The following is a 20,609-nucleotide window of genomic DNA, read 5'->3' on the forward strand; positions in this document are numbered from 1 at the left end:
CGCTAGGCGCCGGGGGCCGCCCGGCGCTGCGCCACGGCGTACAGCGCGACGCTGGCCGCGACGCCCGCGTTGAGCGACTCCAGGGAGCTGGCCATCGGGATCGAGACCAGCTGGTCGCAGGTCTCCGCGACCAGGCGCGAGAGGCCCTTGCCCTCGGAGCCGACCACGATCACGAGCGGGCCGTCGACCTCGAGGTCGGGCAGCGCGACGTCGCCGTCGGCGGCCAGGCCCACGACCGTGCAGCCGGCGTCCTGGTAGGCCTTGAGCTGCCGGGTCAGGTTGACGACCTGCGCGACCGGCACGCGGGCCGCGGCACCGGCCGAGGTCTTCCAGGCGCTGGCGGTCATGCCGGCGGCACGCCGCTCGGGCACGACCACGCCGTGGGCGCCGAAGCCCGCCGCCGAGCGCACCACGGCGCCCAGGTTGCGGGGGTCGGTCACCGAGTCCAGCGCCACGATCAGCGCGGGCTCGCGGTTGGCGGCGGCCTGGTCGAGCAGGTCCATCGGGTCGGCGTACTCGTAGGGCGGCACGCGGGCGGCGAGGCCCTGGTGGACCGCGCCGTGGGTCATCCGGTCGAGCTCGACGCGGGGCACCTCGAGCAGCGAGAGGCCCTTCTCGGCCGCCTCGCCGAAGACCTCGCGGAGCCGGCCGTCGCGCTCGGCGCCCTCGGCGACGTAGATCGCGGTGACCGGCAGGCCGGCCCGCAGCGCCTCGACGACCGAGTTGCGACCGGCGATCCACTCCTGGTCCGACCCGGGCTTGGACTTGCGCGGGCGCCCGGCGATCGACTTCTCCGCGCGCTTCGCCTGCTTGTGGGCCTTGTGGTAGGGCCGGTCCTCCGCCTTCGGGGTCGGACCCTTGCCCTCCAGGCCCCGCCGGACGCGGCCGCCCGACCCCGCGGTCGGGTTGCCCTTGCCGGTCTTCTTGATCGCGCCTCGACGCGACGAGTTGCCAGCCATCAGCCCACGCTCCAACGCGGGCCCTGTGCCGTGTCCTCGATCTCGACGCCCGCCGCCTTGATCTGGTCGCGGATGGCGTCCGCCGCCGCGAAGTCCTTGTCGGCCCGGGCGCGCGCCCGCTGGTCGAGCAGCCCGCGCACGAGGGCGTCGACCACGTCGCGCAGCCCCTCGTCGCCGGAGCCGGTGGCCCAGTGGGGGTCGCGCGGGGAGAGGCCGAGCACGTCGAGCATGGCCAGCACCCGGCCGGCCGCCTCGCGGGCGCCGGTGGTGTCGCCCGCGTCGTGCAGCCGGTTGCCCTCGCGGACCGCGTCGTGCAGCACCGCGACCGCCGCGGAGGTGCCGAGGTCGTCGTCCATCGCCTCGACGAACGCCGCCGGCAGCTCCCCGGGCTCGGCGTCGACGCGGTCCAGGAAGCCCTCGACCCGGCGGAACGCCGAGGCGGCCTCCTCCAGCGCCTCGAAGCTGAACTCGACGGTGGAGCGGTAGTGCGCCGCGACCATGTAGTAGCGCAGCTCGATGCCGCGCACCCGCTCCAGCACCGCCGGCACGAGCAGCGAGTTGCCGAGCGACTTGCTCATCTTCTCGCCGCTGGTGGTGATCCAGGCGTTGTGCATCCAGTACGACGCGAACTCGTGACCGGCCGCCCGCGACTGGGCCTGCTCGTTCTCGTGGTGGGGGAAGCGCAGGTCGACGCCGCCGCCGTGGATGTCGAAGGCCTCGCCGAGGTACTTGCCGGCCATCGCCGAGCACTCGACGTGCCAGCCCGGTCGACCGCGGCCCCAGGGGCTGGGCCACGACGCGGTCAGCGGCTCGGACTCCTTGCGGCCCTTCCAGAGCGCGAAGTCGCGCGGGTCGCGCTTGCCGCGGGGGTCGGCGTCGCCGGCGGCCTCCATGTCCTCGACCGACTGGCGGGTCAGCTCGCCGTACGACGGCCACGACCGCACGTCGAAGTAGACGTCGCCCGACCCGTCCTCGGCGGCGTAGGCGTGCCCCCGGTCGATCAGCAGCGCGATCAGCTCGAGCATCTCCGGGACGTGGCCGGTGGCCGCGGGCTCGTAGGTCGGGGGCAGCACGTGCAGCGCGTCGTAGGCGCGGTCGAGCTCGCGCTTCATGTCGAAGGCGAGGTTGTACCAGGGCCGGTCCTGCTCGGCGGCCTTGGTGAGGATCTTGTCGTCGATGTCGGTGATGTTGCGGATGAAGGTGACCGCGAGGCCGCGGTGGGCCAGCCAGCGGCGGAGCACGTCGAAGTTGACCGCCGAGCGGACGTGGCCGACGTGGGGCTCGGACTGCACCGTCAGGCCGCAGACGTAGACGCCGACGCGCCCCTCGACGAGGGGGACGAAGTCGCGGACCGCCCGGGAGGCGGTGTCGTAGAGCCGGAGTGCCACCCGCTGATCCTAGTGGCCGCGGGGGCCTCGCCCGGACACGACCCGAAGGCCCGCTCCACTACCACCTGGGACGACGGATGTGGCGAAACGACACTCGAGTGACCGAAGAGAACTAGGCTGCCGCGCATGTCGTCTCGGATCCGCCCCCGCTCGCACCCCGCATCGACCCTGCTGGGCCGATTCTCGGGGCGGCTCCCGGGCCGGTTCCCGGTGCGGGTCCGCGCCCTGGGGGCGGGCTTCGTCGCGCTCGCCCTGGTCGGCGTCGCGCTGACCGAGGGTGGCACCGCGTCCGCCCCCGAGCTCGCGCAGGCACGCCTGGCGGCCGGGGCGGCGCAGCACACCTTCCGCCAGGTCACCACCGACGCCGGCTTCCGGACCGGCACGAGCGAGGGGGTGCGCATCGGCGGCGGCGCGGTCACCCTGGCCACACCGATCGGGCGCACGACGTACACCGGGAAGAGCTGGGAGCTCGGCCGCTGGACCTCCGCCTGGTCCCGGCCCGCGCACTCCTTCGACGAGCTGGTCCCGTCCTGGGACACCACCACGCCCCCGAACACGCACGTGCAGGTCAAGGCCCGGGTGGTCTCCACCTCCGGGCGCACCAGCACCTGGAAGGTGCTCGGCCACTACTCCACCCGTGACGCCGCCTTCCGCCGCACCAGCGCCGGCACCCAGTCCGACGCCGTCGCGAGCGTCGCGACCGACACCGTCCGGGCCGCCCCCGGCGTACGCCTGCAGCGCTACCAGCTGCGCGTCCTCGTGCTCCGGCTCGTGGGCCACCAGGCCGCGCCCAGCGTCCGCTCGCTGCAGGCCGTGGCCAGCAGCAGCGGCGCGCTCCAGCCGGTCAGCCGGCCGCTGCTCCGCGCCCGCTCGCTGGCGGTGCCGCGCTACTCGCAGATGGTCCACCGCGGGGAGTACCCCCAGTACGGCGGCGGCGGGCAGGCCTGGTGCTCCCCCACCTCGCTGTCGATGATCCTGGGCTACTACGGCGCGCTGCCGCCGGCGCAGACCTACGCCTGGGTCTCGAGCTCCTACCGCGACCGGTTCGTCGACCACGTCGCCCGCGCCGTCTACGACTACGGCTACCGCGGGGCCGGCAACTGGGCCTTCACCACGGCGTACGCCGCCCAGCGCACCGGCGGCGCCTTCGTGACCCGGCTGTCCTCGCTGCGCGACGCCGAGCGCTTCATCGCCTCCGGCGTCCCGCTCGCCGCCTCGGTCTCCTTCTCCCGCGGCCAGCTCACCGGCGCGCCGATCAGCTCGACCAACGGCCACCTCGTCGTCATCACCGGCTTCACCGCGAACGGCGACGTGGTGGTCAACGACCCGGCCGCCGCCAGCAACGCGACCGTCCGCCGGGTCTACGACCGCGCGCAGTTCGAGCGGGTCTGGCAGCGCGGCTCCCGCGGCACCGTCTACGTCGTCCACGACGCCGCCCACCCCCTCCCCGCCTGGTAGGCGCGACGCCGTCCCGGTGCGCCGGCACGACGCCGCCCACCCGGACCCCCAGCAGGTCCTACCGCGCGGTGAAGGTGTGGCCGTCCCAGCCGGTGGCGCCGTCGGGCACGACGTCGGCGCGGGCGGCGGTCTGGGTGTAGCCCGACCGGTCCGTGGCGCGTACGACGAGCTGGTGCTCGCCCGGCTCCACCTCGACCCGCAGCCGCCACTGCACCCAGGTGTCGTCGTTCGACGAGCCGCCGAGGTCGGCCTCGCGCCAGGGACCGCCGTCGAGCTGCACCTGCACCCGCTCGATGCCGGTGTGCTGGGCCCAGGCGACGCCGCCGAGGACCACGTCGCCCGCCGGGACGTCGGCGCCGTCCTCGGGCACGTCGACGCGGGACATCGTCTTGACCGGGCCGCGCTCGCCCCAGCCGCGCTCGGTCCAGAAGGCGGTGACGTCGTCGAACCGGGTGACCTCGAGGTCGACCAGCCACTTGGTGGCCGAGACGTAGCCGTAGAGCCCGGGCACGACCATCCGCACCGGGAAGCCGTGGTCGACCGGCAGCGGCCGGCCGTTCATCGCCACCGCCAGCAGGGCGTTGCGGTCGTCGGTCAGCGCCTCCAGCGGCGTGCTGCAGGTCCAGCCGTCCTGCGAGGTCTGCAGCACCGCGTCGGCGCCGTCGCGCACGCCCGCCGCGGCCAGGACCTCCCGGACCGGGACGCCGGACCAGAAGGCGTTGCCGACGAGGTCGCCGCCGACGGGGTTGGAGACGCAGCACAGCGTCACCCACGCCTCCGTCAGCCGCCGGTCGACGAGGTCCTGGTAGGTCAGCCGCACCTCGCGGTCGACCATCCCGTGGATCCGCAGCGCCCAGTCCTCGGGCCGGATCGCCGGCGAGGCGAGGGCGGTGTGGATGAGGTAGAACTCCTCGTCCGGCGTACGCCACGGCGCGACGCCGTCGACCCGCAGGTCGGCGGACGGCGGCACCTCGCCGGGGGTGACCGGCAGCCGCAGCAGCCGGCGCGACTGCTCGACGCTGCGCCGGGCCCCGCCCGCGACGCGGCCGGCCACCGTCAGCACGGCGGTGACGCCGAGCACCAGCCCGGCGCGCGTGAGGAAGCGTCGTCGCCCCTCGTGGTCGCTGCCGGGGCGGTCGTCGAGGACCGGACCGGTGAGCAGGCGCAGCGTGACCACCCACGTCATCACGCCGACCACGAGGGCCAGGGCGGCGGCGGTGCCCGGGGTGGGCTGGCTCATCACGGCGGCCAGGCCGATCGCCGCGAGGGCGAGGAAGACGAGGTCGGGCACGAGCGGGGCGCGACGCACCCAGCTGGCGGCGTAGGCGCACACGCCCAGGAGCAGCACCACCGTGCCGCCGAGCAGCAGCGGCTTGTCGAGCGCGCCGACCAGCCCGATCAGGGCCTCGGCGAGCGCACCCGGGGTGGCGTCGCGCACCACCGCGGCCACGGCGGCGACCGGCGAGGTGTCGGCCCGCAGGGCCCAGGCGGTGGCCTCGGAGAGCCCGACGGCGCAGGCGCCCGCGATGGCGCCGGCCGCGGCCAGCCAGGCCCGGGAGACCGGCGCCTGCGGTGCGTCGACCGCGGGGGTCGTGCCCGTCCTGTCCGTCGTCGTGCTCACCCCGCCATGGTCGCACCTCGGCGGGCAGGCGTCGCCCGGCCGCCGACGTCGGCACAATGAGCGCGTGACCCACTCCTCAGGCCTGCGCACCGGTCTCGGCACCGACGTCCACCGGCTCGTCGCCGGTCGTCCCATGCACCTCGCCGGGCTGCACTGGCCCGAGGAGGAGGTCGGGCCGGAGGGCCACTCCGACGGCGACGTCGTGCTGCACGCGATCTGCGACGCGCTGTTCTCGGCCTCCGGGCTGGGCGACCTCGGCAGCAACTTCGGCACCTCCGAGCCCCGCTGGTCCGGCGCCCCCGGCGACGACCTGCTCGCCGAGGCGCTGCGCCGCGTCCGCGGGGCCGGCTGGGAGGTCGTCAACGTCGCCTGCCAGTTCGTGGGCAACCGGCCCCGCTTCTCCACCCGCCGGGCCGAGGCCGAGCAGGGCCTGCGCGAGCGCCACGGCCTCGACGTCTCCCTGACCGCCACCACCACCGACGGCCTCGGCCTCACCGGCCGCGGCGAGGGCCTCGCCGCGTTCGCCACCGCCCTGCTGGTCCGCTCCCCCTGACCCCGGTCGGCCGCAGGTGCAACGATGGACCATGCAGCCCGCCCGCGGATCCCTCCTGATCTCCTCGGCGACCCTGCAGGACCCCAGCTTCGCCCGGTCGCTGGTCCTGGTCGTCGACTCCGACGACGACGGCTCGCTGGGCGTGATCCTCAACCGCCCCTCGGCCACCCCCGTGGGCGAGGTGCTGAGCGCGTGGTCCGACGTCACCACCGCCCCGCAGGTGCTGTTCTCCGGCGGCCCCGTGGAGGGCAACGCGGCGCTGGCGCTCGCGCGGCTCTCGGGCCCGCGCCGACCCGACGCCTGGCAGCCGCTCACCCCCACGATCGGGGTGGTCGACCTCGACCGGCCCGCGGAGGACTACGTCGGCCTCGTCTCGGCGGTGCGGGTGTACGCCGGGTACGCCGGCTGGGGCGCCGGGCAGCTCGACCGCGAGATCGAGGAGGGCAGCTGGCACCTGGCCCCCGCCGAGGAGCACGACCTGTTCAGCACCAGCCCCGACACGCTGTGGCGGCAGGTCCTGCGCCGTCAGCCCGGTGCGGTCGCCATGCTGGCCACGATGCCCGAGGACGCCAGCCTCAACTAGGGGCCCCGAGGACCGGAGAGGACACCCGAGACGATCATGCGCACCCGCGACAGCCTGTGGCTCGACGTCACGACGTACGGCCCCGACGACGCCCCCGTCACCGTCTTCCTCGCCCACTGCTGGACGCTGGACCAGCAGGACTGGCAGTACCAGGTGCGTGACCTGCTCGCCGAGCACGGCCACGGCATCCGGATCGTCACCTGGGACCACCGCGGCCACGGCGGCTCCTCCGACGTGACCCGCGCGGGCGCCCGGATCGAGCTGCTGGCCCGCGACTGGGGCGACCTCGTGGACCACCTCGCCCCCACCGGCCCGCTCGTCCTGGCCGGTCACTCCATCGGCGGGATGGCGATGCTCGAGCTGGCCGAGCAGCGGCCCGACCTGTTCGAGCGCGTCGTCGGGGTGGCGCTGGTGGCCACCTCCTCGGGCGACCTCGACACCGTCACCCTCGGGCTGCCCGACGTCGGTCCGCTGGTCCGCTCGCAGATCCCTCGCATGCTCGCGCTGCGCTCGATGACGCTGTCGCGCCGTGCCCGCCGCCGGGCGCCGATCACCGAGCGGCTGGTGATGCGGACCCTGCTGTTCGGCACCCCGGTCCGCCTCGGCGACGTCGCGCTCGCGGTCGAGGGACTGATCAGCTGCCCCGGCGCGACCGTGGTCGGCTACTACGAGGACTGCCTGCGCCACGACCGCGCCACCGCGCTGCAGCGGTTCGCCGGCATCCCCACCCACGTCCTGGTCGGCAGCCGCGACGTCCTCACGCCGCCCGCCCACGCCCGGGTGCTGGCCGAGGGCATCCCCGGCGCCACGCTCACCGTCGCCCCCGGTGCGGGCCACATGCTGCCGCTGGAGCGCGACGCGCTGGTCTCCGCGACCCTGGTCGGCCTGCTCCGTCCGTACGCCGGTCGCGCGCTGCCCGACGACGCCGCAGCCGCCGCCGCTGCCCCGAGCCGCGGCGTCGCCTCGTGACCGCCCCCCGCACCGCCGCCCGCACGGCCGTCGTGCTGCTCGCCGCCGGGTCGGGCACGCGCGTGGGCGCCGACCGCAACAAGGTGCTGCTCGACCTCGTCGGCCTGCCGGTCCTGGTGTGGTCGGTGCGCACCGTGCTGGCCGTGGAGGGCGTCCACCGGGTGGTGCTCGTCGTCCGCCCCGAGGACACCGAGGCCGTCCGCGACGCGGTCGCGCCCCACCTCGGCCCGCACGACCTCTGGGTCGTCGACGGCGGCGCCGCGCGCCACGACTCGGAGTGGCGGGCGCTGCAGGTGCTGGCCCCCGACATCGAGGCCGGCGAGCTCGACGTCGTCGCCATCCACGACGCCGCCCGGCCGCTCGCCACCCCCGCGCTGTGGCACGCCGTCGTCGACGCCGCGGTCGAGCACGGCGGCGCCCTGCCCGTGACCCGGGTGCCGGCGCTGCTCGGTCGCGACGGACGCCCGGCCCCCGACGTGGTGGCCGTGCAGACGCCGCAGGCGTTCCGGGCCCCCGACCTGCTCGCCGCCCACCGGCAGGCGCAGGCCGAGGGCTTCGTCGGCACCGACACGGCCGCCTGCCTCGAGCGCTACACCGACCTCGCCGTCGTCGGCGTGCCGAGCGACACCGCCAACCTCAAGGTCACCTGGCCCGAGGACCTCGCGCTGGCCGCCGAGCTGGTCGCCGCCGGGCGCGGCGGCTGAGCCGGACTACGCGCCGCGGGTGGCGCTGAGCGCGGCGAGCACCTCGAGGTCGGCCTCGTCGGTGACGCGGCGGGCCAGGGCCGGCGCCTCGAGGTGGCGCACCGGGAAGCGTCGGGAGAGCCCGGCGACGAGGCCGGCCAGGTCGTCGGTGCCGAGGTCGTCCAGCGCGGCCAGCACGGCCGCCGGGAGCACCACGGGCGAGGCGAGGGCGACGAGCCCGTCGCGGTCGACGGTGGCGCCGAGCCGCAGCGGGCCGTCGGGCGGCGCGTCGTACTGCTTGACGGTGTCGGTGACCGGACGTACGCCGACCACGACCGCGCCGGTCGAGCGGGACAGCGCGATCGCCTCGAGGAGGAACTCGACCGGGGTGAGCGGGCACAGCGGGTCGTGGACGACCAGGTCGAGGCCCTGCTCGCGGACCTGCGCGAACGGCACGGCCAGGTCGTAGAGCGTCGCCCCGGCGGTGGTGAGGGCCCAGGACGCGGCGGCCAGCAGGGACTCGCCGTGCACGAGGGCGAACGGCAGCGAGCCGCGGCCCTCGACGGGGACCAGGCCCAGCGGCGGGTCCACCTCGTCGTCGTACGGCCAGTCGGTCATGCCCACGAGCCTAGGACGCGACGAGCCCCCGGGACCCGGGGGTCCTGGGGGCTCGTCGTGGTGACGGGTGGGGCTGGGCCTAGGAGGCCAGCACCTCGTCGAGGATCGTCTCGGCCTTGTCCTCGTTGGTGTGCTCGGCGAGCGCCAGCTCGGAGACCAGGATCTGGCGGGCCTTGGCGAGCATCCGCTTCTCGCCGGCCGACAGGCCGCGGTCACGCTCGCGGCGCCACAGGTCGCGGACGACCTCGGCGACCTTCATGACGTCGCCGGAGTGGAGCTTCTCCAGGTTGGCCTTGTAGCGGCGCGACCAGTTGGTCGGCTCGTCGGGCACGACGGCCCGGAGCACCTCGAACACGCGGTCGAGACCGGCCTTGTCGACCACGTCTCGCACCCCGACCAGGTCGAGGTTGCACGCGGGGACGCGGACGACGAGGTCCTGCTGGGCCACGATGCGCAGCACGAGGTACTGCTTCTCCTCGCCCTTGATGGTGCGCATCTCGATGTTCTCGATGACGGCCGCCCCGTGGTTGGGGTAGACGACCGTTTCGCCGACAGTGAAAGTCATATGTTGTGTTCCCCTTTCGAGGTGACCAGTCTAACACGGTTGCCGGGGTCCCCTTTCCTGCGTTTGCGCAGGTCAGGGCCGCTTTCAGGGCTTGACAGATCCGCAATTCATATGTCTTCCGCGCGCGGGGGTGGAGCAGCGTGGCCCTCCGGGGGCCCTCACGGGCGCCCGGTTGCGGCGATCCCTGACGCGCACGGGCCGCGTGGTCGATACTGCCCAGCATGAGCACCTCGGTCGCGACTCCCGACGCCGCCAGCCCCTCCACCTCGCGTCGCGGCCAGCTCCGTGCGCTGCTCCGCACCACCCATCCCCGCCAGGCGCTCGCCATCGCCGTCGTCGTGGGGCTGCTGGTCGCGCTGATGGGTCGACCGCCGCGGGAGTGGCTGGTCAGCGCGGCCGCCGTGCTGGTCGTCCAGCTCGCGCTGGGCCTGGTCGACGACCTCGTCGACGTCACCGAGGACTCCCAGACCCAGGCGGCGGGCAAGCCGCTGGCCTCCGGGGCGGTGCCGCGCGGCAACGCGACGTACGCCCTGGCCGTGCTGCTGCTCCTCGCGGTCCCGCTGTCGCTGCAGAACGGCATCGTCGCCGGACTGGTGCTGCTCGCCACCTTCGTGGTCGGCGTGGTCCACGACCGCTGGCTGCACCGCACGCCGCTGTCCTTCGTCGGGTGGGCGGCGTCGTTCGCCCTGCTGACCGCCTTCGTCAGCTACGGCGGGTGGGGCCGCGAGGCCGAGGGCAGCGCGCCCGTCACCCAGTTCGCCGTGCTCGCCGCCGTGCTCGGCGTGCTGGTGCACTTCCTGGTCGCCCTGCCCGACCTGGTGACCGACAACCGGGGCACGGTGCGACACCTGCCGCTGCGGATCGCGCTGCGCACCGGGGCGCCGAAGCTGTTCGCCGTGACGGTCGCGCTGACCGTCGGGGTGGTGGCCGCGATGGTCTGGACGGCCCTGACCGCCGGCATCGCGCGCTGAGCGATAGGCTCACCGCGCCTGCCGGATCGCGAGAGGACCCGTCCCCCATGCCGAAGAACGTCCGACGACGTCTAGCCGCCGCATCACTGGTGCTGCTGCTGCCGGGCCTGGGCGCCTGCGGCTTCGGCGCGCAGACCAACAAGGTCTACCAGCCCGCGGTCGGCTCCAACGCCCGCGGCGAGTCCGTCGACGTCCTGGGGGCCGTCGTGGTCTCCGAGGACGAGGGCTCCGGCACCTTCGTGGCGTCGCTGGTCAACACCTCGCTGGACCAGGACGACGAGCTCACCGGCATCACCGGTGAGGACGTGCAGGTGCAGCTGAGCGAGAAGGTCGAGCTCCGGTCCGACGACATCCTCAACCTCGCCGACGCCGGAGCCGTGGCGGTCGAGGGCGAGGGCATCCGGGCCGGCGCCTACACCCGCCTCACGCTGGAGTTCGCCAGCGGCCAGCAGACCGAGATCAACGTGCCGGTCGTGGCCCCCGAGGAGGAGTTCGCCGACGTCACGCCGGCCGAGCCCTCCGCCTCCCCCAGCGAGTCGTCCTCCGCCTCGCCCAGCGAGTCCGCCAGCCCGTCGGCCGGCGAGTCCGCCAGTGCCTCGGAGAGCCCCTCCCCGTAGTCCGTGACGTGTCCCGACCCTCGGGACGACGGTCCCCGTCGAACTTTTTTCGAGCCGCTTCCGGCGGTCGGAGACCGTGTCGAGGGGCGCGCGCGGACGTCGTACGCCCGGCTCCATGACGCGAATTCGCGGTCTTTTTCGTACCGTTCTGTAGGGGTTTCCACCTGTCGGACGTCGGGGACGGTCAGGGCAGCCCGGGGAGGGACTCCGGGGAGGGAAGGAACCACTGACATGACGCTCCACCGCTCCATCAGCCCGTTCACCAAGACCGCGACGACCGGCCTCCTGGCCGCCACCATGGCGCTCAGCGTGAGCCTCACCGGCACCGGTGCCGCCTCGGCCGCGACCGCTCAGCCCGCCACGTCCTCGTCGGCGGTCTCGAAGGTCGCCACCGAGAAGAAGGTGGGCTCGACGAAGGCGCCGATCAAGGGCGTCGCGGAGAACGGTCGCAAGGTCCGCGGCTCGTTCACGCCCACCGAGTTCACCGTCGTCGACGGGGTCCTCAACGTCACCGGCACCCTCGAGGGTCGCTTCACCGGCAAGGGCAAGCCCACGCCCTTCAGCCAGGAGATCACCACGCCCGTCCAGTCCGTCAACGGCGCGGCCCTCCAGGCGCCCGCCACCCGGGGCCAGTCGGCTCCGCTCGCGGCCGCCGCGCCCACGGCTGCCGCCCCCGGCTCGTGCGACATCCTCAACCTGGACCTGGGCCCGCTGAACCTCGACATCCTGGGCCTGCAGGTCAACCTGCAGCGCGTCGTGCTCGACATCGTCGCGCAGTCGGGCGCCGGCAACCTGCTCGGCAACCTGCTGTGCGCCGTCGCCGGTCTGCTCGACGGTGGTCCGCTGGCCGGGCTGCTCGACCAGCTCTCGACGCTGCTCAACCGGATCCTGGGCGTCCTGAACCCGTGATCCCCGCCCGGGGACCCCAGCGGTCCCCGGGTGCACCACAGCTCCGCGAGACGTACGCCGTCCCGCCGGTCCCCCCGGCCGGCGGGGCGGCGTACGTCCGTCTGCTGCACCACGGCCGCGGCCACTAGGCTCGGGCCCATGAGCCAGACGCTGATCCTGCTCCGCCACGGCGAGAGCGACTGGAACGCCAAGAACCTGTTCACCGGCTGGGTGGACGTGGCGCTGACCGAGAAGGGCCGCGCCGAGGCCGTCGCCGGCGGCGAGCAGCTCGTCGAGGCCGGCCTGCTGCCCGACGTCGTGCACACCTCGCTGCTGCGCCGCGCGATCACCACCGCGCACCTCGCCCTCGACGCCGCCGAGCGCCACTGGATCCCGGTGCGCCGCTCGTGGCGGCTCAACGAGCGCCACTACGGCGCGCTGCAGGGCAAGGACAAGAAGCAGACGCTGGAGGAGTACGGCGAGGAGCAGTTCATGACCTGGCGCCGCAGCTTCGACACCCCGCCGCCGCCCATCGAGGACGACGACCTGTGGTCGCAGGCGGGCGACCCGCGCTACGCCGACCTCGGCGCCGACCTGCCGCGCACCGAGTGCCTGAAGGACGTCGTCGCGCGGATGCTCCCCTACTGGGAGTCCGACGTGCTGCCCGACCTCGACGCCGGCCGCACCGTCCTGCTCGCCGCCCACGGCAACAGCCTCCGCGCGGTCGTCAAGCACCTCGACGGCATCAGCGACGAGGACATCGCCGGCCTCAACATCCCCACCGGCCAGCCCCTGGTCTACGAGCTCGACGACCAGCACCAGCCGCTCGAGAAGGGCGGCCGCTACCTCGACCCCGAGGCCGCCCGCGCCGCCGCCGAGGCCGTCGCCAACCAGGGTCGCTGAGGCGTCCCGGGGGTCGGTCGAGGGCTGGGCGCGCGCCGGGTGCTGCGTGCCGGCCGGGTGCTGCGTCGTACGAGGTGGTCGTCCCGGCGACCCGGACGCACGACGCACCCCGGGACGTCATACGGGGTGGTCGTCAGGGCGACGACGACGTATGACGCTCCGGCCACCCGACGACCGAGAGCCGCCGGGGACCCCGGGCGCCGGGCCTCAGGCGTACTGCGGGTGCTCGCCGGTGACGAGGAAGACGACCCGGCGGGCGATCGAGACGGCGTGGTCGGCGATGCGCTCGTAGTAGCGGCCGAGCAGGGCGATGTCGACGGCCGGCTCGACGCCGTAGGTCCAGTCCGAGCCGAGCAGCTCGCGGAAGGAGTTGCGGCGCAGCTTGTCCATCTCCTGGTCGACCGCCTCCAGCTCCTCGGCGGCGGCGACGTCGGACTCGGCGATGATGTGCTCGACCTTGGCGATCATCACCTCGGCGACGGCGGCCATGCGCTCGATCATCGGTACGACGGCCGGCGGGACGGCGATCTCGGGGACGCGCAGCCGGGCGATCTTGGCGACGTGCACCGCCAGGTCGCCCATCCGCTCGAACTCGCTGACCATCCGCAGCGAGGCCACCAGCATCCGCAGGTCGCCGGCCACGGGGTTCTGCAGCGAGAGCAGCTCGAAGGACCGCTCCTCGAGCTTCTCGCGGAGCGCGTCGATGTCGGCGTCGTTGCTGATCACCTGCTCGGCGCGCTGGGCGTCACCCTCGAGCAGGGCGGTGGTCCCCGAGGTGACGGCCTCGCGGACCAGGCGGGCCATGGCGATGAGGTCGTCGCGGATGGAGTCGAGCTGGTCGGAGTAGGCGTCGCGCATGCCCTCCAACCTAGGCAGTGCCGGTGAAGAGTGGGCGTCGTTGCGTGAACTGGCGGTGAACAGGGTCCGAAAGGGTGATCGGCCGGACCAACCGCAGGTGAAGACCTGCGTACGATCGCTGACGTGAGCCCGACGGTCCAGGCCCTCCTCTTCGCGCTGCTCGGAGCAGTGCTGGGTGGGGGCACGGTGCTCGCGTTCCGCATCTCCGAGCGCCAGCGCCGCGCGCCCGAGCCGCCCGAGCCGCCGCTCCCCCCGGGCGTGGCCGCCGTGCTGTCGGTGCTGCGCAGCAGCGCGCTCGTCGTCGACGGCAGCGACAGCGTCCTGAAGGCCTCCGCGCCCGCGGTCGCGATGGGCATCGTGCGCGGTCACGAGATCACCGAGCGCGAGCTGGCCGACCTGGTCCGCCAGGTGCGCCGGGACGGCCAGATCCGCGAGACCGAGCTGCTCATGCACCGCTCGGGACTGCCCCCGCGCCACGTGACCGCCCGCGTCGCGCCGCTGAGCTCCCAGCTGGTCCTGGCCCTGGTCGAGGACCGCACCCGGGAGCGACGGGTGGAGTCGATCCGCCGCGACTTCGTGGCCAACGTCAGCCACGAGCTCAAGACCCCGGTCGGCGCGATCAAGCTGCTCAGCGACGCCGTGATCGACGCCGCCGACGACCCGGAGGCGGTGCAGCGCTTCGCCGGCCGGATGCACACCGAGAGCGACCGGCTGGCCCGGCTGGTGCAGCAGATCATCGAGCTGTCGCGGCTGCAGGGCGACGACCCGTTGGTCGAGCCCGTCGCGGTCGACGTCGACGGCATCGTGGCGCGGGCCATCGACGAGTCCTCCACCGACGCCCAGGCCCGCTCGATCGCGGTCGCCCAGCAGGGCCAGCGTGGCCTGGCGCTGCTCGGCAACCGCGAGCAGGTGGCGGTCGCGCTGGGCAACCTGGTGGCCAACGCCGTGGCGTACTCCCCCGAGGGCTCCACCGTCGTGGTCTCCGCGACCGCCCACGACACCACCGTCGACCTCGCGGTCACCGACCAGGGCATCGGCATCCCCTCGAGCGAGATCGACCGCATCTTCGAGCGCTTCTACCGCGTCGACCCCGCCCGCCACCGCTCCACCGGTGGCACCGGCCTCGGCCTGTCGATCGTCAAGCACGTCGCCGCCTCCCACGGTGGCGAGGTGCGGGTCTGGTCGGTGGAGGGCCAGGGCTCGACCTTCACGCTCACGCTGCCGCGCAAGCCCGGCGTACCCCCCACGTCCCCCCAGGACGTCACCGAACCTCTCAAGGAGAACGCATGACCCGCGTGCTGGTCGTCGAGGACGAGGAGAGCTACAGCGACGCCCTCGCCTACATGCTCCGCAAGGAGGGCTTCGAGGTCGCCATCGCCGCGACCGGGCCCGACGCCCTGACCGAGTTCGACCGTGCGGGGGCCGACATCGTGCTCCTCGACCTGATGCTCCCGGGCCTGCCCGGCACCGAGGTGTGCCGCCAGATCCGGCAGACCTCCAACGTGCCGGTGATCATGGTCAGCGCCAAGGACGACGAGGTCGACAAGGTGGTCGGGCTCGAGCTCGGCGCCGACGACTACGTCACCAAGCCCTACTCCCCCCGCGAGCTGGTCGCCCGCATCCGCGCGGTGCTCCGCCGCGGCAGCGAGCCCGACCTCGCCCCCACGACGCTGGAGGTGGGCTCGGTGAGGATGGACGTCGAGCGCCACATCGTCACCGTCGGCGGGCACGAGGTGCGGCTGCCGCTCAAGGAGTTCGAGCTGCTCGAGATGTTCCTGCGCAACCCGGGCCGCGTGCTGACCCGCGGCCAGCTGATCGACCGCGTCTGGGGCTCGGACTACGTCGGCGACACCAAGACGCTCGACGTCCACGTGAAGCGGCTGCGCGCCAAGCTCGAGGACAACCCGGCCGAGCCGACGCTGCTCACCACGGTCCGCGGGCTCGGCTACAAGCTCGACCTCTAGCCCGGCGCGGTCGGCCCGCACGGCACACTGGCGCCGTGACGGTGCGCCAGGTCGGGGTCGAGGAAGAGCTGCTGCTGGTCGACCCCGCGACGGGGCGGCTGACGGCGGTCTCGCGGCAGGCGGTGCGCGCCCACGAGGCGCTCCCGGAGGCCGAGGCCCCGGTCGAGGCCGAGCTGTTCCTCCAGCAGATCGAGACCCAGACGCCCCCGACCACCGACCTCGACGAGCTCGACGCCGCGCTGCGCCGCAGCCGCCGGGCGGTCGGCGAGGCGGCCGCCGAGGCCGGGGCCGCCGCCGTCGCCGTCGGCACGCCCGTCCTCGTCGACGGCCAGGTCACGATCACCCCGCAGCCGCGCTACCTCCGGATCCGTCAGGAGTACGCCGAGCTCGCGCACTCGGCGCTCGCCTGCGCGATGCACGTCCACGTCGACATCGAGAGCCCCGAGGAGGGCGTCCGGGTGCTCGACGGGATCGCCCCGTGGCTGCCCGTGCTGCTGGCGGCGAGCGCCAACTCGCCCTACCTCGAGGGCCGCGACACCGGACACGCCAGCTGGCGCTCGCAGATCTGGGGTCGCTGGCCCTCCCACGGCAGCGGCGAGCCGTTCGGCGACGTCGCGACCTACCACCGGGTGGTGGAGCAGATGGTCGAGTGGGGCGCCGCGCTGGACCCGGCGATGGCCTACTTCGACGCCCGCCTGGCCGCCGACCTGCCCACCGTCGAGGTGCGCGTGGCCGACGTCTGCACCGAGGTCGAGGACGCCGTCGTCGTCACCGCGCTCGCCCGGGCACTCGTGACCACGGCCGCCGCGGCCGACGCCCCCGCCTCCTGGCGCGGCGACCTGCTGCGCGCCGCCTCCTGGCGCGCAGCCCGGCACGGCCTGGCCGAGCGGCTCGTCGACCCGGCCACGCAGGCCCTGGCGCCGGCCCGCGCCGTGCTCGCCTCCCTGGTCGCCCACGTGCGGCCCGCCCTGGAGGAGGCCGGCGACGCCGCGCGCGTCGAGGACGGCCTCGAGGCGCTGCTCGCCCGCGGCGGCGGCGCCACCCGCCAGCGCTCGGTCCTCGAGCGCACCGGCTCGCTCGAGGCGGTCGTGGCCGACGTGCGGGAGCGGACCGAGGCGTCCTGGCAGGCCGGATAGTCCCTGGCACGATCTCGCCGGACGACGGCCGACCTGCGCGTCGCGACCTGTCGGGGCCCGTCCCTACGCTGAGCGGGTGACACCCACCCCCACCGTGCCTCGCTGGCTGCCGCTGGCCGCCGTGGCGACGACGCTGGTCCTCTGGGCCTCGGCGTTCGTCGCGATCCGCCACCTCGGCGACGACTTCTCCCCCGGCGCGCTCTCGCTGGGCCGGCTGCTGGTCGGGGCCGTGGCGCTCGCGGCGGTGGCGCTGCCGCAGGGACGTCCGAGCCCGACCCGGCCGCAGTGGGTGCGGCTGGTGTCGATCGGGCTGCTGTGGTTCGCGCTCTACAACCTCACCCTCAACGCCGGCGAGCTGCTGGTCGACGCCGGCACCGCCTCGATGCTGGTCCAGGTGGCGCCGGTGCTGATCGCGCTCCTGGCGGCGTTGTTCCTCGGCGAGCGGTTCACCACCGGGCTGGGTCTCGGGCTGGCGCTGGCGTTCGGCGGCGTGGCGCTGATCTCGGTCTCCACGTCGTCCGCAGGCGACGGCGGCGACGTGACCGGGGTGCTGCTCGTGCTGGTCAGCGCCGTGGCGTACGCCGTGAGCGTGGTCCTGCAGAAGCCGCTCATGGGCACCCTCTCGGCCGTCCACGTCACCTGGATCGCCTGCACCGTCGGCGCCGTGGCCTGCCTGCCGTTCGCCGGCCGGCTGGTGGCCGACCTGCGCGAGGCGCCCGCGTCGTCGATCTGGTGGCTGGTCTTCCTCGGGGTGTTCCCCACCGCGATCGCCTTCACGACCTACGCCTTCGCGCTGCGCCACATGAGCGCCTCCAGCCTGGGCGTCACGACCTACCTCGTGCCGCCGATCACCGTGGCGCTGGGGCTGGTCTTCCTCGGCGAGGCCCCGCCGACGATGGCCTACGCCGGCGGCGCGCTCGCGCTGCTCGGCGTGGCGGTCGCCCGTCGTCGGCCGCGGCCGCGCACGCCCACGCCGGGCGAGCCGGCCCCGGTCGGCAGCCGGGGCTGAGGAGCGGGGTCAGGCCGGCTCGTCGGCCGGCGACCCGAGGTCGTCGAGCCGCAGCGGGCCGCGGAACGCCGCGAGGTTGCGCACCGACTCGCCGCGCGAGATCCGCCACTCCCACTCCTTGCGGATCGAGGAGGCGAACCCGAGCTCGAGCAGGGTGTTGAACGAGCCGTCGGCGTACTCCAGGACCGAGCCGAGCAGCCGGTCGACCCCGTCGGCCGTCGCCGCCTCGAGCGGCAGCCGCGCGTCGAGGTAGATGTCGCCGACCCCGTCGAGCGCGAACCCGAAGGCGAACATCTTCATGTTGCGCTCCAGCATCCAGCGGTAGACGCCGGTGTGGTTCTCGTCGGGCTGGCGGCACACGAAGGCGTGGACGCCCAGCGCGTGCGGGCCGACGTCGAAGCGGCACGGCGTCTGCAGCTTCTTCTCCCCCGGGAGGTCGACGCTGAGCGAGGTCCGCGACAGCGGCGTCCAGTCCAGGTCGGCCTCGCGCAGCACCGCGAGCACGGAGTCGAGCGCACGCTGCCGCTCGGGGGCCAGCGGCTCGTCGGACACGGCGTCGTCGGCAGCGGACTCGGGGGCGGCGTCGGAGGAGGCGTCGGGGGAGGTCACGCCTCCCAGGGTGGCAGAGGCCGCCCAGGGCCGGTCCGGGGTCGGGCTAGAGCGCGACGCCGCTGATGTCGGCCCGCATCTTCTCCTGGGCTCCGCGGTAGACCGCGAGCATCCGCTCGGCGGTCCGGTCCCAGCCGAACTGCTCGGCGTGGGTCCGGGCGCCGCGCGCCAGTCGCTCGCGCAGGCCGGGCTCGAGCAGCACCCGCTCGAGCGCCGCGGCGTACGCCTCGGGCTGGTGGCCCTCGACGAGCAGCCCCGACCCCTCGTCGCGCACGGCGGTGGGCAGCCCGCCGACGGCAGCGGCGACGACCGGGGTCCCGGTCGACTGGGCCTCCACGGCGACCAGCCCGAAGCTCTCGTTGTACGACGGGACGCAGACCACGCTCGACGCGGCGTACCAGTCGACCAGGCGGGCCTGCTCGACCGGCTTGACGAACCGCACCTGGTCGCTGATGCCGAGCTGCTCGGCCAGGCGGACCAGGCCGTCGGGCTGCTCCAGCCCCGACCCGGACGGCCCGCCGACGACCGCGACGGTCAGGCTGCGGCGCAGCTCGGGGCGCCGTTGCAGCAGCACCGCGACCGCACGCAGCATCACGTCGGGGGCCTTGAGCGGCTGGATGCGCCCCACGAAGGTGACGACGTGGCCCTGGGCCGGCAGCCCGAGCCGTTCGCGGGCACCGACGGCGTCGCCGCCGCGGAAGGTGTCGAGGTCGACGCCGGGGTGGACGACCTCGACGCGACCGGGGTCGGCGCCGTAGAGGTCGATCAGCTGCGAGGCCTCGTCGTCGGTGTTGGCCACGAGCATGTCGGCGGCCGCGACCACCTGCTCCTCGCCGATCAGCCGCGCCATCGGCTCGGGGGTGTCGCCCTCGGCGAGCGCGGCGTTCTTGACCTTCGCCATGGTGTGCATCGTGTGGACGAGCGGCACCCCCCACCGGTCGCGGGCGAGCGCCCCGACCTGGCCGCTGAGCCAGTAGTGGCTGTGCACGAGGTCGTAGTAGCCCACCGGGTGGTAGGCCTCGGCGCGCAGCACCTCGCGCGCGAAGACGCACAGCTGGGCGGGCAGCTCGTGCTTGGTCAGCCCCTCGTAGGGGCCGGCCGAGACGTGGTGGACGCGGATGCCGTCCTGCACCTCGACGACCGGCGCCGACGTGCTCGACGTGGCGCGGGTGAAGACGTCGACCTCGACGCCGCGGGCGGCCAGGCGGCGGGACAGCTCGAGGACGTAGACGTTCATCCCGCCGGCGTCGCCGGTGCCCGGCTGGTCCAGCGGCGAGGTGTGGAGGCTGACCATCGCGACGCGGCGCAGGGCGGCGTCGAGCGGGGACGCGGGCTGCGTCATCTGGTGCCTCCGTGGGGGTGGTCGCTGGCTGCCCGCCCTCGGCGTACCCCGTCGAGCCCGGCTCCTGCGCTCCCTATCATTGCTCGCGAGGCCCACCGGTCCGCGGTGAGGTCGACGTGACCCCTCGGAGGACCCGTGACCCGCACCGCTCTCGTGACCGGCGCCAGCAGCGGCATCGGCGCCGCCACCGCCCGTGCCCTGGCCGGCGACGGCTTCACCGTCGTGTGCGCCGCCCGGCGCGCGGACCGCATCGAGGCCCTGGCGCAGGAGATCGGCGGCACGGCCGTGGTCTGCGACGTCACCGACGCCGCCTCCGTGCAGGCCCTGGCCGAGGGCCTGGGGTCGCTCGACGTGCTCGTCAACAACGCGGGCGGCGCCTTCGACGCCGCGAGCGTGGAGACCGCCGACCCCGAGACCTGGGCCCGGATGTACGACGTCAACGTGCTCGGCGTCCTCCGGGTGACCCAGGCCCTGCTCCCCGCGCTGCGCGCCGACGGCGGCGGGCTGGTCGTCAACATCGGCTCCACCGCGGGCCGGGTCGCCTACGAGGGCGGGGGCGGCTACACCGCGGCCAAGCACGGCCTCAAGGTCGTCACCCAGACGCTCCGGCTCGAGCACGTCGCCGAGCCGCTGCGCTTCACCGAGGTCGCCCCCGGCATGGTCGCCACCGAGGAGTTCGGGCTGGTCCGCTTCGGCGGCGACCAGGACAAGCGCGACAAGACCTACGAGGGCGTGGCCGAGCCCCTGGTGGCCGACGACATCGCCGAGGTCGTCCGCTGGGTCGCCTCGCTGCCCTCCCACGTCGACATCGACGAGGTCGTCGTACGTCCTCGGGCGCAGGCCGCCCAGCACAAGGTCCACCGGGAGGGCTAGGTGTCGGCCTGAGCGGTGGCTGTTTCCGCCGGCGACCGGCAG

Annotated in this window: 22 protein-coding genes; 14 read left to right on the top strand and 8 right to left on the bottom strand. The window is 74.4% G+C overall.

All coding sequences use genetic code 11. The annotated features are described in order from the left end of the window. Positions 1 to 2: 2 nt before the first annotated feature. On the bottom strand, positions 3 to 959 hold the full coding sequence (gene rlmB, locus EDD33_RS16685; RefSeq protein WP_123392125.1) for a 23S rRNA (guanosine(2251)-2'-O)-methyltransferase RlmB: 957 nt from the start codon (positions 957 to 959) through the stop codon (positions 3 to 5). Then, positions 959 to 2,347: a cysteine--tRNA ligase gene (gene cysS / locus EDD33_RS16690; protein ID WP_123392126.1), complete on the bottom strand. Its 1,389-nt coding sequence runs from the start codon at positions 2,345 to 2,347 to the stop codon at positions 959 to 961. Before cysS ends, rlmB begins: the two co-directional genes overlap by 1 nt. 126 nt (positions 2,348 to 2,473) lie before the next feature. Here cysS and EDD33_RS16695 point away from each other — a divergent pair, with 126 nt between their 5' ends. Continuing rightward, positions 2,474 to 3,805, top strand: coding sequence for a C39 family peptidase (locus EDD33_RS16695; protein ID WP_123392127.1), 1,332 nt, complete (start codon positions 2,474 to 2,476; stop codon positions 3,803 to 3,805). A 58-nt stretch (positions 3,806 to 3,863) separates the two neighbouring features. Here the strand turns inward: EDD33_RS16695 and EDD33_RS16700 are convergent, their stop codons facing one another. Continuing rightward, entirely contained in the window at positions 3,864 to 5,426 is a 1,563-nt protein-coding gene (locus EDD33_RS16700) for a molybdopterin-dependent oxidoreductase (RefSeq protein WP_123392128.1), read from the bottom strand. A gap of 64 nt (positions 5,427 to 5,490) precedes the next feature. Here EDD33_RS16700 and ispF point away from each other — a divergent pair, with 64 nt between their 5' ends. Genes ispF through EDD33_RS16720 form a run of 4 tightly spaced genes read left to right on the top strand, consistent with a single transcriptional unit; the run spans position 5,491 to position 8,235 of the window. Continuing rightward, entirely contained in the window at positions 5,491 to 5,979 is a 489-nt protein-coding gene (ispF, locus tag EDD33_RS20590; RefSeq protein ID WP_281274193.1) for a 2-C-methyl-D-erythritol 2,4-cyclodiphosphate synthase, read from the top strand. A 31-nt stretch (positions 5,980 to 6,010) separates the two neighbouring features. Beyond that, positions 6,011 to 6,562, top strand: a complete 552-nt coding sequence (locus tag EDD33_RS16710; protein WP_123392129.1) for a YqgE/AlgH family protein — start codon at positions 6,011 to 6,013, stop codon at positions 6,560 to 6,562. A 36-nt stretch (positions 6,563 to 6,598) separates the two neighbouring features. After that, positions 6,599 to 7,531: an alpha/beta fold hydrolase gene (locus EDD33_RS16715; protein ID WP_123392130.1), complete on the top strand. Its 933-nt coding sequence runs from the start codon at positions 6,599 to 6,601 to the stop codon at positions 7,529 to 7,531. Then, positions 7,528 to 8,235: an IspD/TarI family cytidylyltransferase gene (locus tag EDD33_RS16720; RefSeq protein WP_211332576.1), complete on the top strand. Its 708-nt coding sequence runs from the start codon at positions 7,528 to 7,530 to the stop codon at positions 8,233 to 8,235. The genes EDD33_RS16715 and EDD33_RS16720 overlap by 4 nt, the downstream gene beginning before the upstream one ends. A gap of 6 nt (positions 8,236 to 8,241) precedes the next feature. Here the strand turns inward: EDD33_RS16720 and EDD33_RS16725 are convergent, their stop codons facing one another. Together EDD33_RS16725 and EDD33_RS16730 are read right to left on the bottom strand one after the other, a co-directional pair. After that, positions 8,242 to 8,832: a glycosyltransferase family protein gene (locus tag EDD33_RS16725; RefSeq protein ID WP_123393596.1), complete on the bottom strand. Its 591-nt coding sequence runs from the start codon at positions 8,830 to 8,832 to the stop codon at positions 8,242 to 8,244. Positions 8,833 to 8,911: 79 nt separating this feature from the next. After that, positions 8,912 to 9,397, bottom strand: coding sequence for a CarD family transcriptional regulator (locus EDD33_RS16730; protein ID WP_056541086.1), 486 nt, complete (start codon positions 9,395 to 9,397; stop codon positions 8,912 to 8,914). A 221-nt stretch (positions 9,398 to 9,618) separates the two neighbouring features. On the opposite strand from EDD33_RS16730, the gene EDD33_RS16735 reads away from it, so the two are divergent. The 4 genes from EDD33_RS16735 to EDD33_RS16750 all read left to right on the top strand — a co-directional run bounded on the left by EDD33_RS16735 (position 9,619) and on the right by EDD33_RS16750 (position 12,776). After that, positions 9,619 to 10,368 (top strand): UbiA family prenyltransferase, encoded by a 750-nt coding sequence (locus tag EDD33_RS16735; RefSeq protein WP_123392131.1) that lies wholly within the window; start codon positions 9,619 to 9,621, stop codon positions 10,366 to 10,368. Positions 10,369 to 10,415: 47 nt separating this feature from the next. After that, the gene (locus EDD33_RS16740; protein ID WP_148077120.1) at positions 10,416 to 10,985 is read left to right on the top strand and encodes a hypothetical protein; all 570 of its coding nucleotides are present in this window, start codon (positions 10,416 to 10,418) and stop codon (positions 10,983 to 10,985) included. 231 nt (positions 10,986 to 11,216) lie between these two features. Continuing rightward, a complete protein-coding gene (locus EDD33_RS16745) occupies positions 11,217 to 11,894 on the top strand; it encodes a hypothetical protein (RefSeq protein ID WP_211332577.1) in 678 nt (225 codons plus the stop codon). 138 nt (positions 11,895 to 12,032) lie between these two features. Next, positions 12,033 to 12,776, top strand: coding sequence for a phosphoglyceromutase (locus tag EDD33_RS16750; RefSeq protein WP_123392133.1), 744 nt, complete (start codon positions 12,033 to 12,035; stop codon positions 12,774 to 12,776). A gap of 207 nt (positions 12,777 to 12,983) precedes the next feature. Here the strand turns inward: EDD33_RS16750 and phoU are convergent, their stop codons facing one another. Beyond that, the gene (gene phoU / locus EDD33_RS16755; protein ID WP_056541071.1) at positions 12,984 to 13,634 is read right to left on the bottom strand and encodes a phosphate signaling complex protein PhoU; all 651 of its coding nucleotides are present in this window, start codon (positions 13,632 to 13,634) and stop codon (positions 12,984 to 12,986) included. A 123-nt stretch (positions 13,635 to 13,757) separates the two neighbouring features. On the opposite strand from phoU, the gene EDD33_RS16760 reads away from it, so the two are divergent. From EDD33_RS16760 to EDD33_RS16775, 4 genes are all read left to right on the top strand, one after another. Beyond that, positions 13,758 to 14,924: a sensor histidine kinase gene (locus tag EDD33_RS16760; protein WP_123392134.1), complete on the top strand. Its 1,167-nt coding sequence runs from the start codon at positions 13,758 to 13,760 to the stop codon at positions 14,922 to 14,924. Continuing rightward, positions 14,921 to 15,598, top strand: a complete 678-nt coding sequence (locus tag EDD33_RS16765) for a response regulator transcription factor (protein WP_123392135.1) — start codon at positions 14,921 to 14,923, stop codon at positions 15,596 to 15,598. Before EDD33_RS16760 ends, EDD33_RS16765 begins: the two co-directional genes overlap by 4 nt. Before the next feature lie 35 nt (positions 15,599 to 15,633). After that, positions 15,634 to 16,734: a carboxylate-amine ligase gene (locus tag EDD33_RS16770; protein WP_123392136.1), complete on the top strand. Its 1,101-nt coding sequence runs from the start codon at positions 15,634 to 15,636 to the stop codon at positions 16,732 to 16,734. Positions 16,735 to 16,810: 76 nt separating this feature from the next. Then, positions 16,811 to 17,743: a DMT family transporter gene (locus tag EDD33_RS16775; protein WP_246003568.1), complete on the top strand. Its 933-nt coding sequence runs from the start codon at positions 16,811 to 16,813 to the stop codon at positions 17,741 to 17,743. A 9-nt stretch (positions 17,744 to 17,752) separates the two neighbouring features. Here the strand turns inward: EDD33_RS16775 and EDD33_RS16780 are convergent, their stop codons facing one another. Then, the gene (locus EDD33_RS16780) at positions 17,753 to 18,352 is read right to left on the bottom strand and encodes a type III secretion system chaperone family protein (protein ID WP_246003569.1); all 600 of its coding nucleotides are present in this window, start codon (positions 18,350 to 18,352) and stop codon (positions 17,753 to 17,755) included. A gap of 46 nt (positions 18,353 to 18,398) precedes the next feature. After that, positions 18,399 to 19,694 (bottom strand): D-inositol-3-phosphate glycosyltransferase, encoded by a 1,296-nt coding sequence (mshA, locus tag EDD33_RS16785; RefSeq protein ID WP_123392137.1) that lies wholly within the window; start codon positions 19,692 to 19,694, stop codon positions 18,399 to 18,401. A gap of 135 nt (positions 19,695 to 19,829) precedes the next feature. Between mshA and EDD33_RS16790 the strand changes: the two genes are divergently transcribed. Beyond that, a complete protein-coding gene (locus tag EDD33_RS16790; protein WP_123392138.1) occupies positions 19,830 to 20,567 on the top strand; it encodes an SDR family oxidoreductase in 738 nt (245 codons plus the stop codon). Positions 20,568 to 20,609: the final 42 nt, after the last annotated feature.

The organism is Nocardioides aurantiacus, from assembly GCF_003752505.1.
In the GTDB taxonomy this organism is placed as follows: Bacteria; Actinomycetota; Actinomycetes; order Propionibacteriales; family Nocardioidaceae; genus Marmoricola; species Marmoricola aurantiacus.

Bases quoted from the DNA above. Each gene is read 5' to 3' on its own strand.
- EDD33_RS16730 (WP_056541086.1), bottom strand. From the start codon at position 9,397: ATGACTTTCACTGTCGGCGAAACGGTCGTCTACCCCAACCACGGGGCG.
- EDD33_RS16735 (WP_123392131.1), top strand. From the start codon at position 9,619: ATGAGCACCTCGGTCGCGACTCCCGACGCCGCCAGCCCCTCCACCTCG.
- EDD33_RS16765 (WP_123392135.1), top strand. From the start codon at position 14,921: ATGACCCGCGTGCTGGTCGTCGAGGACGAGGAGAGCTACAGCGACGCC.
- mshA (WP_123392137.1), bottom strand. From the start codon at position 19,694: ATGACGCAGCCCGCGTCCCCGCTCGACGCCGCCCTGCGCCGCGTCGCG.
- phoU (WP_056541071.1), bottom strand. From the start codon at position 13,634: ATGCGCGACGCCTACTCCGACCAGCTCGACTCCATCCGCGACGACCTC.
- EDD33_RS16745 (WP_211332577.1), top strand. From the start codon at position 11,217: ATGACGCTCCACCGCTCCATCAGCCCGTTCACCAAGACCGCGACGACC.
- EDD33_RS16750 (WP_123392133.1), top strand. From the start codon at position 12,033: ATGAGCCAGACGCTGATCCTGCTCCGCCACGGCGAGAGCGACTGGAAC.
- EDD33_RS16715 (WP_123392130.1), top strand. From the start codon at position 6,599: ATGCGCACCCGCGACAGCCTGTGGCTCGACGTCACGACGTACGGCCCC.
- EDD33_RS16710 (WP_123392129.1), top strand. From the start codon at position 6,011: ATGCAGCCCGCCCGCGGATCCCTCCTGATCTCCTCGGCGACCCTGCAG.
- EDD33_RS16725 (WP_123393596.1), bottom strand. From the start codon at position 8,832: ATGACCGACTGGCCGTACGACGACGAGGTGGACCCGCCGCTGGGCCTG.
- EDD33_RS16740 (WP_148077120.1), top strand. From the start codon at position 10,416: ATGCCGAAGAACGTCCGACGACGTCTAGCCGCCGCATCACTGGTGCTG.
- rlmB (WP_123392125.1), bottom strand. From the start codon at position 959: ATGGCTGGCAACTCGTCGCGTCGAGGCGCGATCAAGAAGACCGGCAAG.
- EDD33_RS16695 (WP_123392127.1), top strand. From the start codon at position 2,474: ATGTCGTCTCGGATCCGCCCCCGCTCGCACCCCGCATCGACCCTGCTG.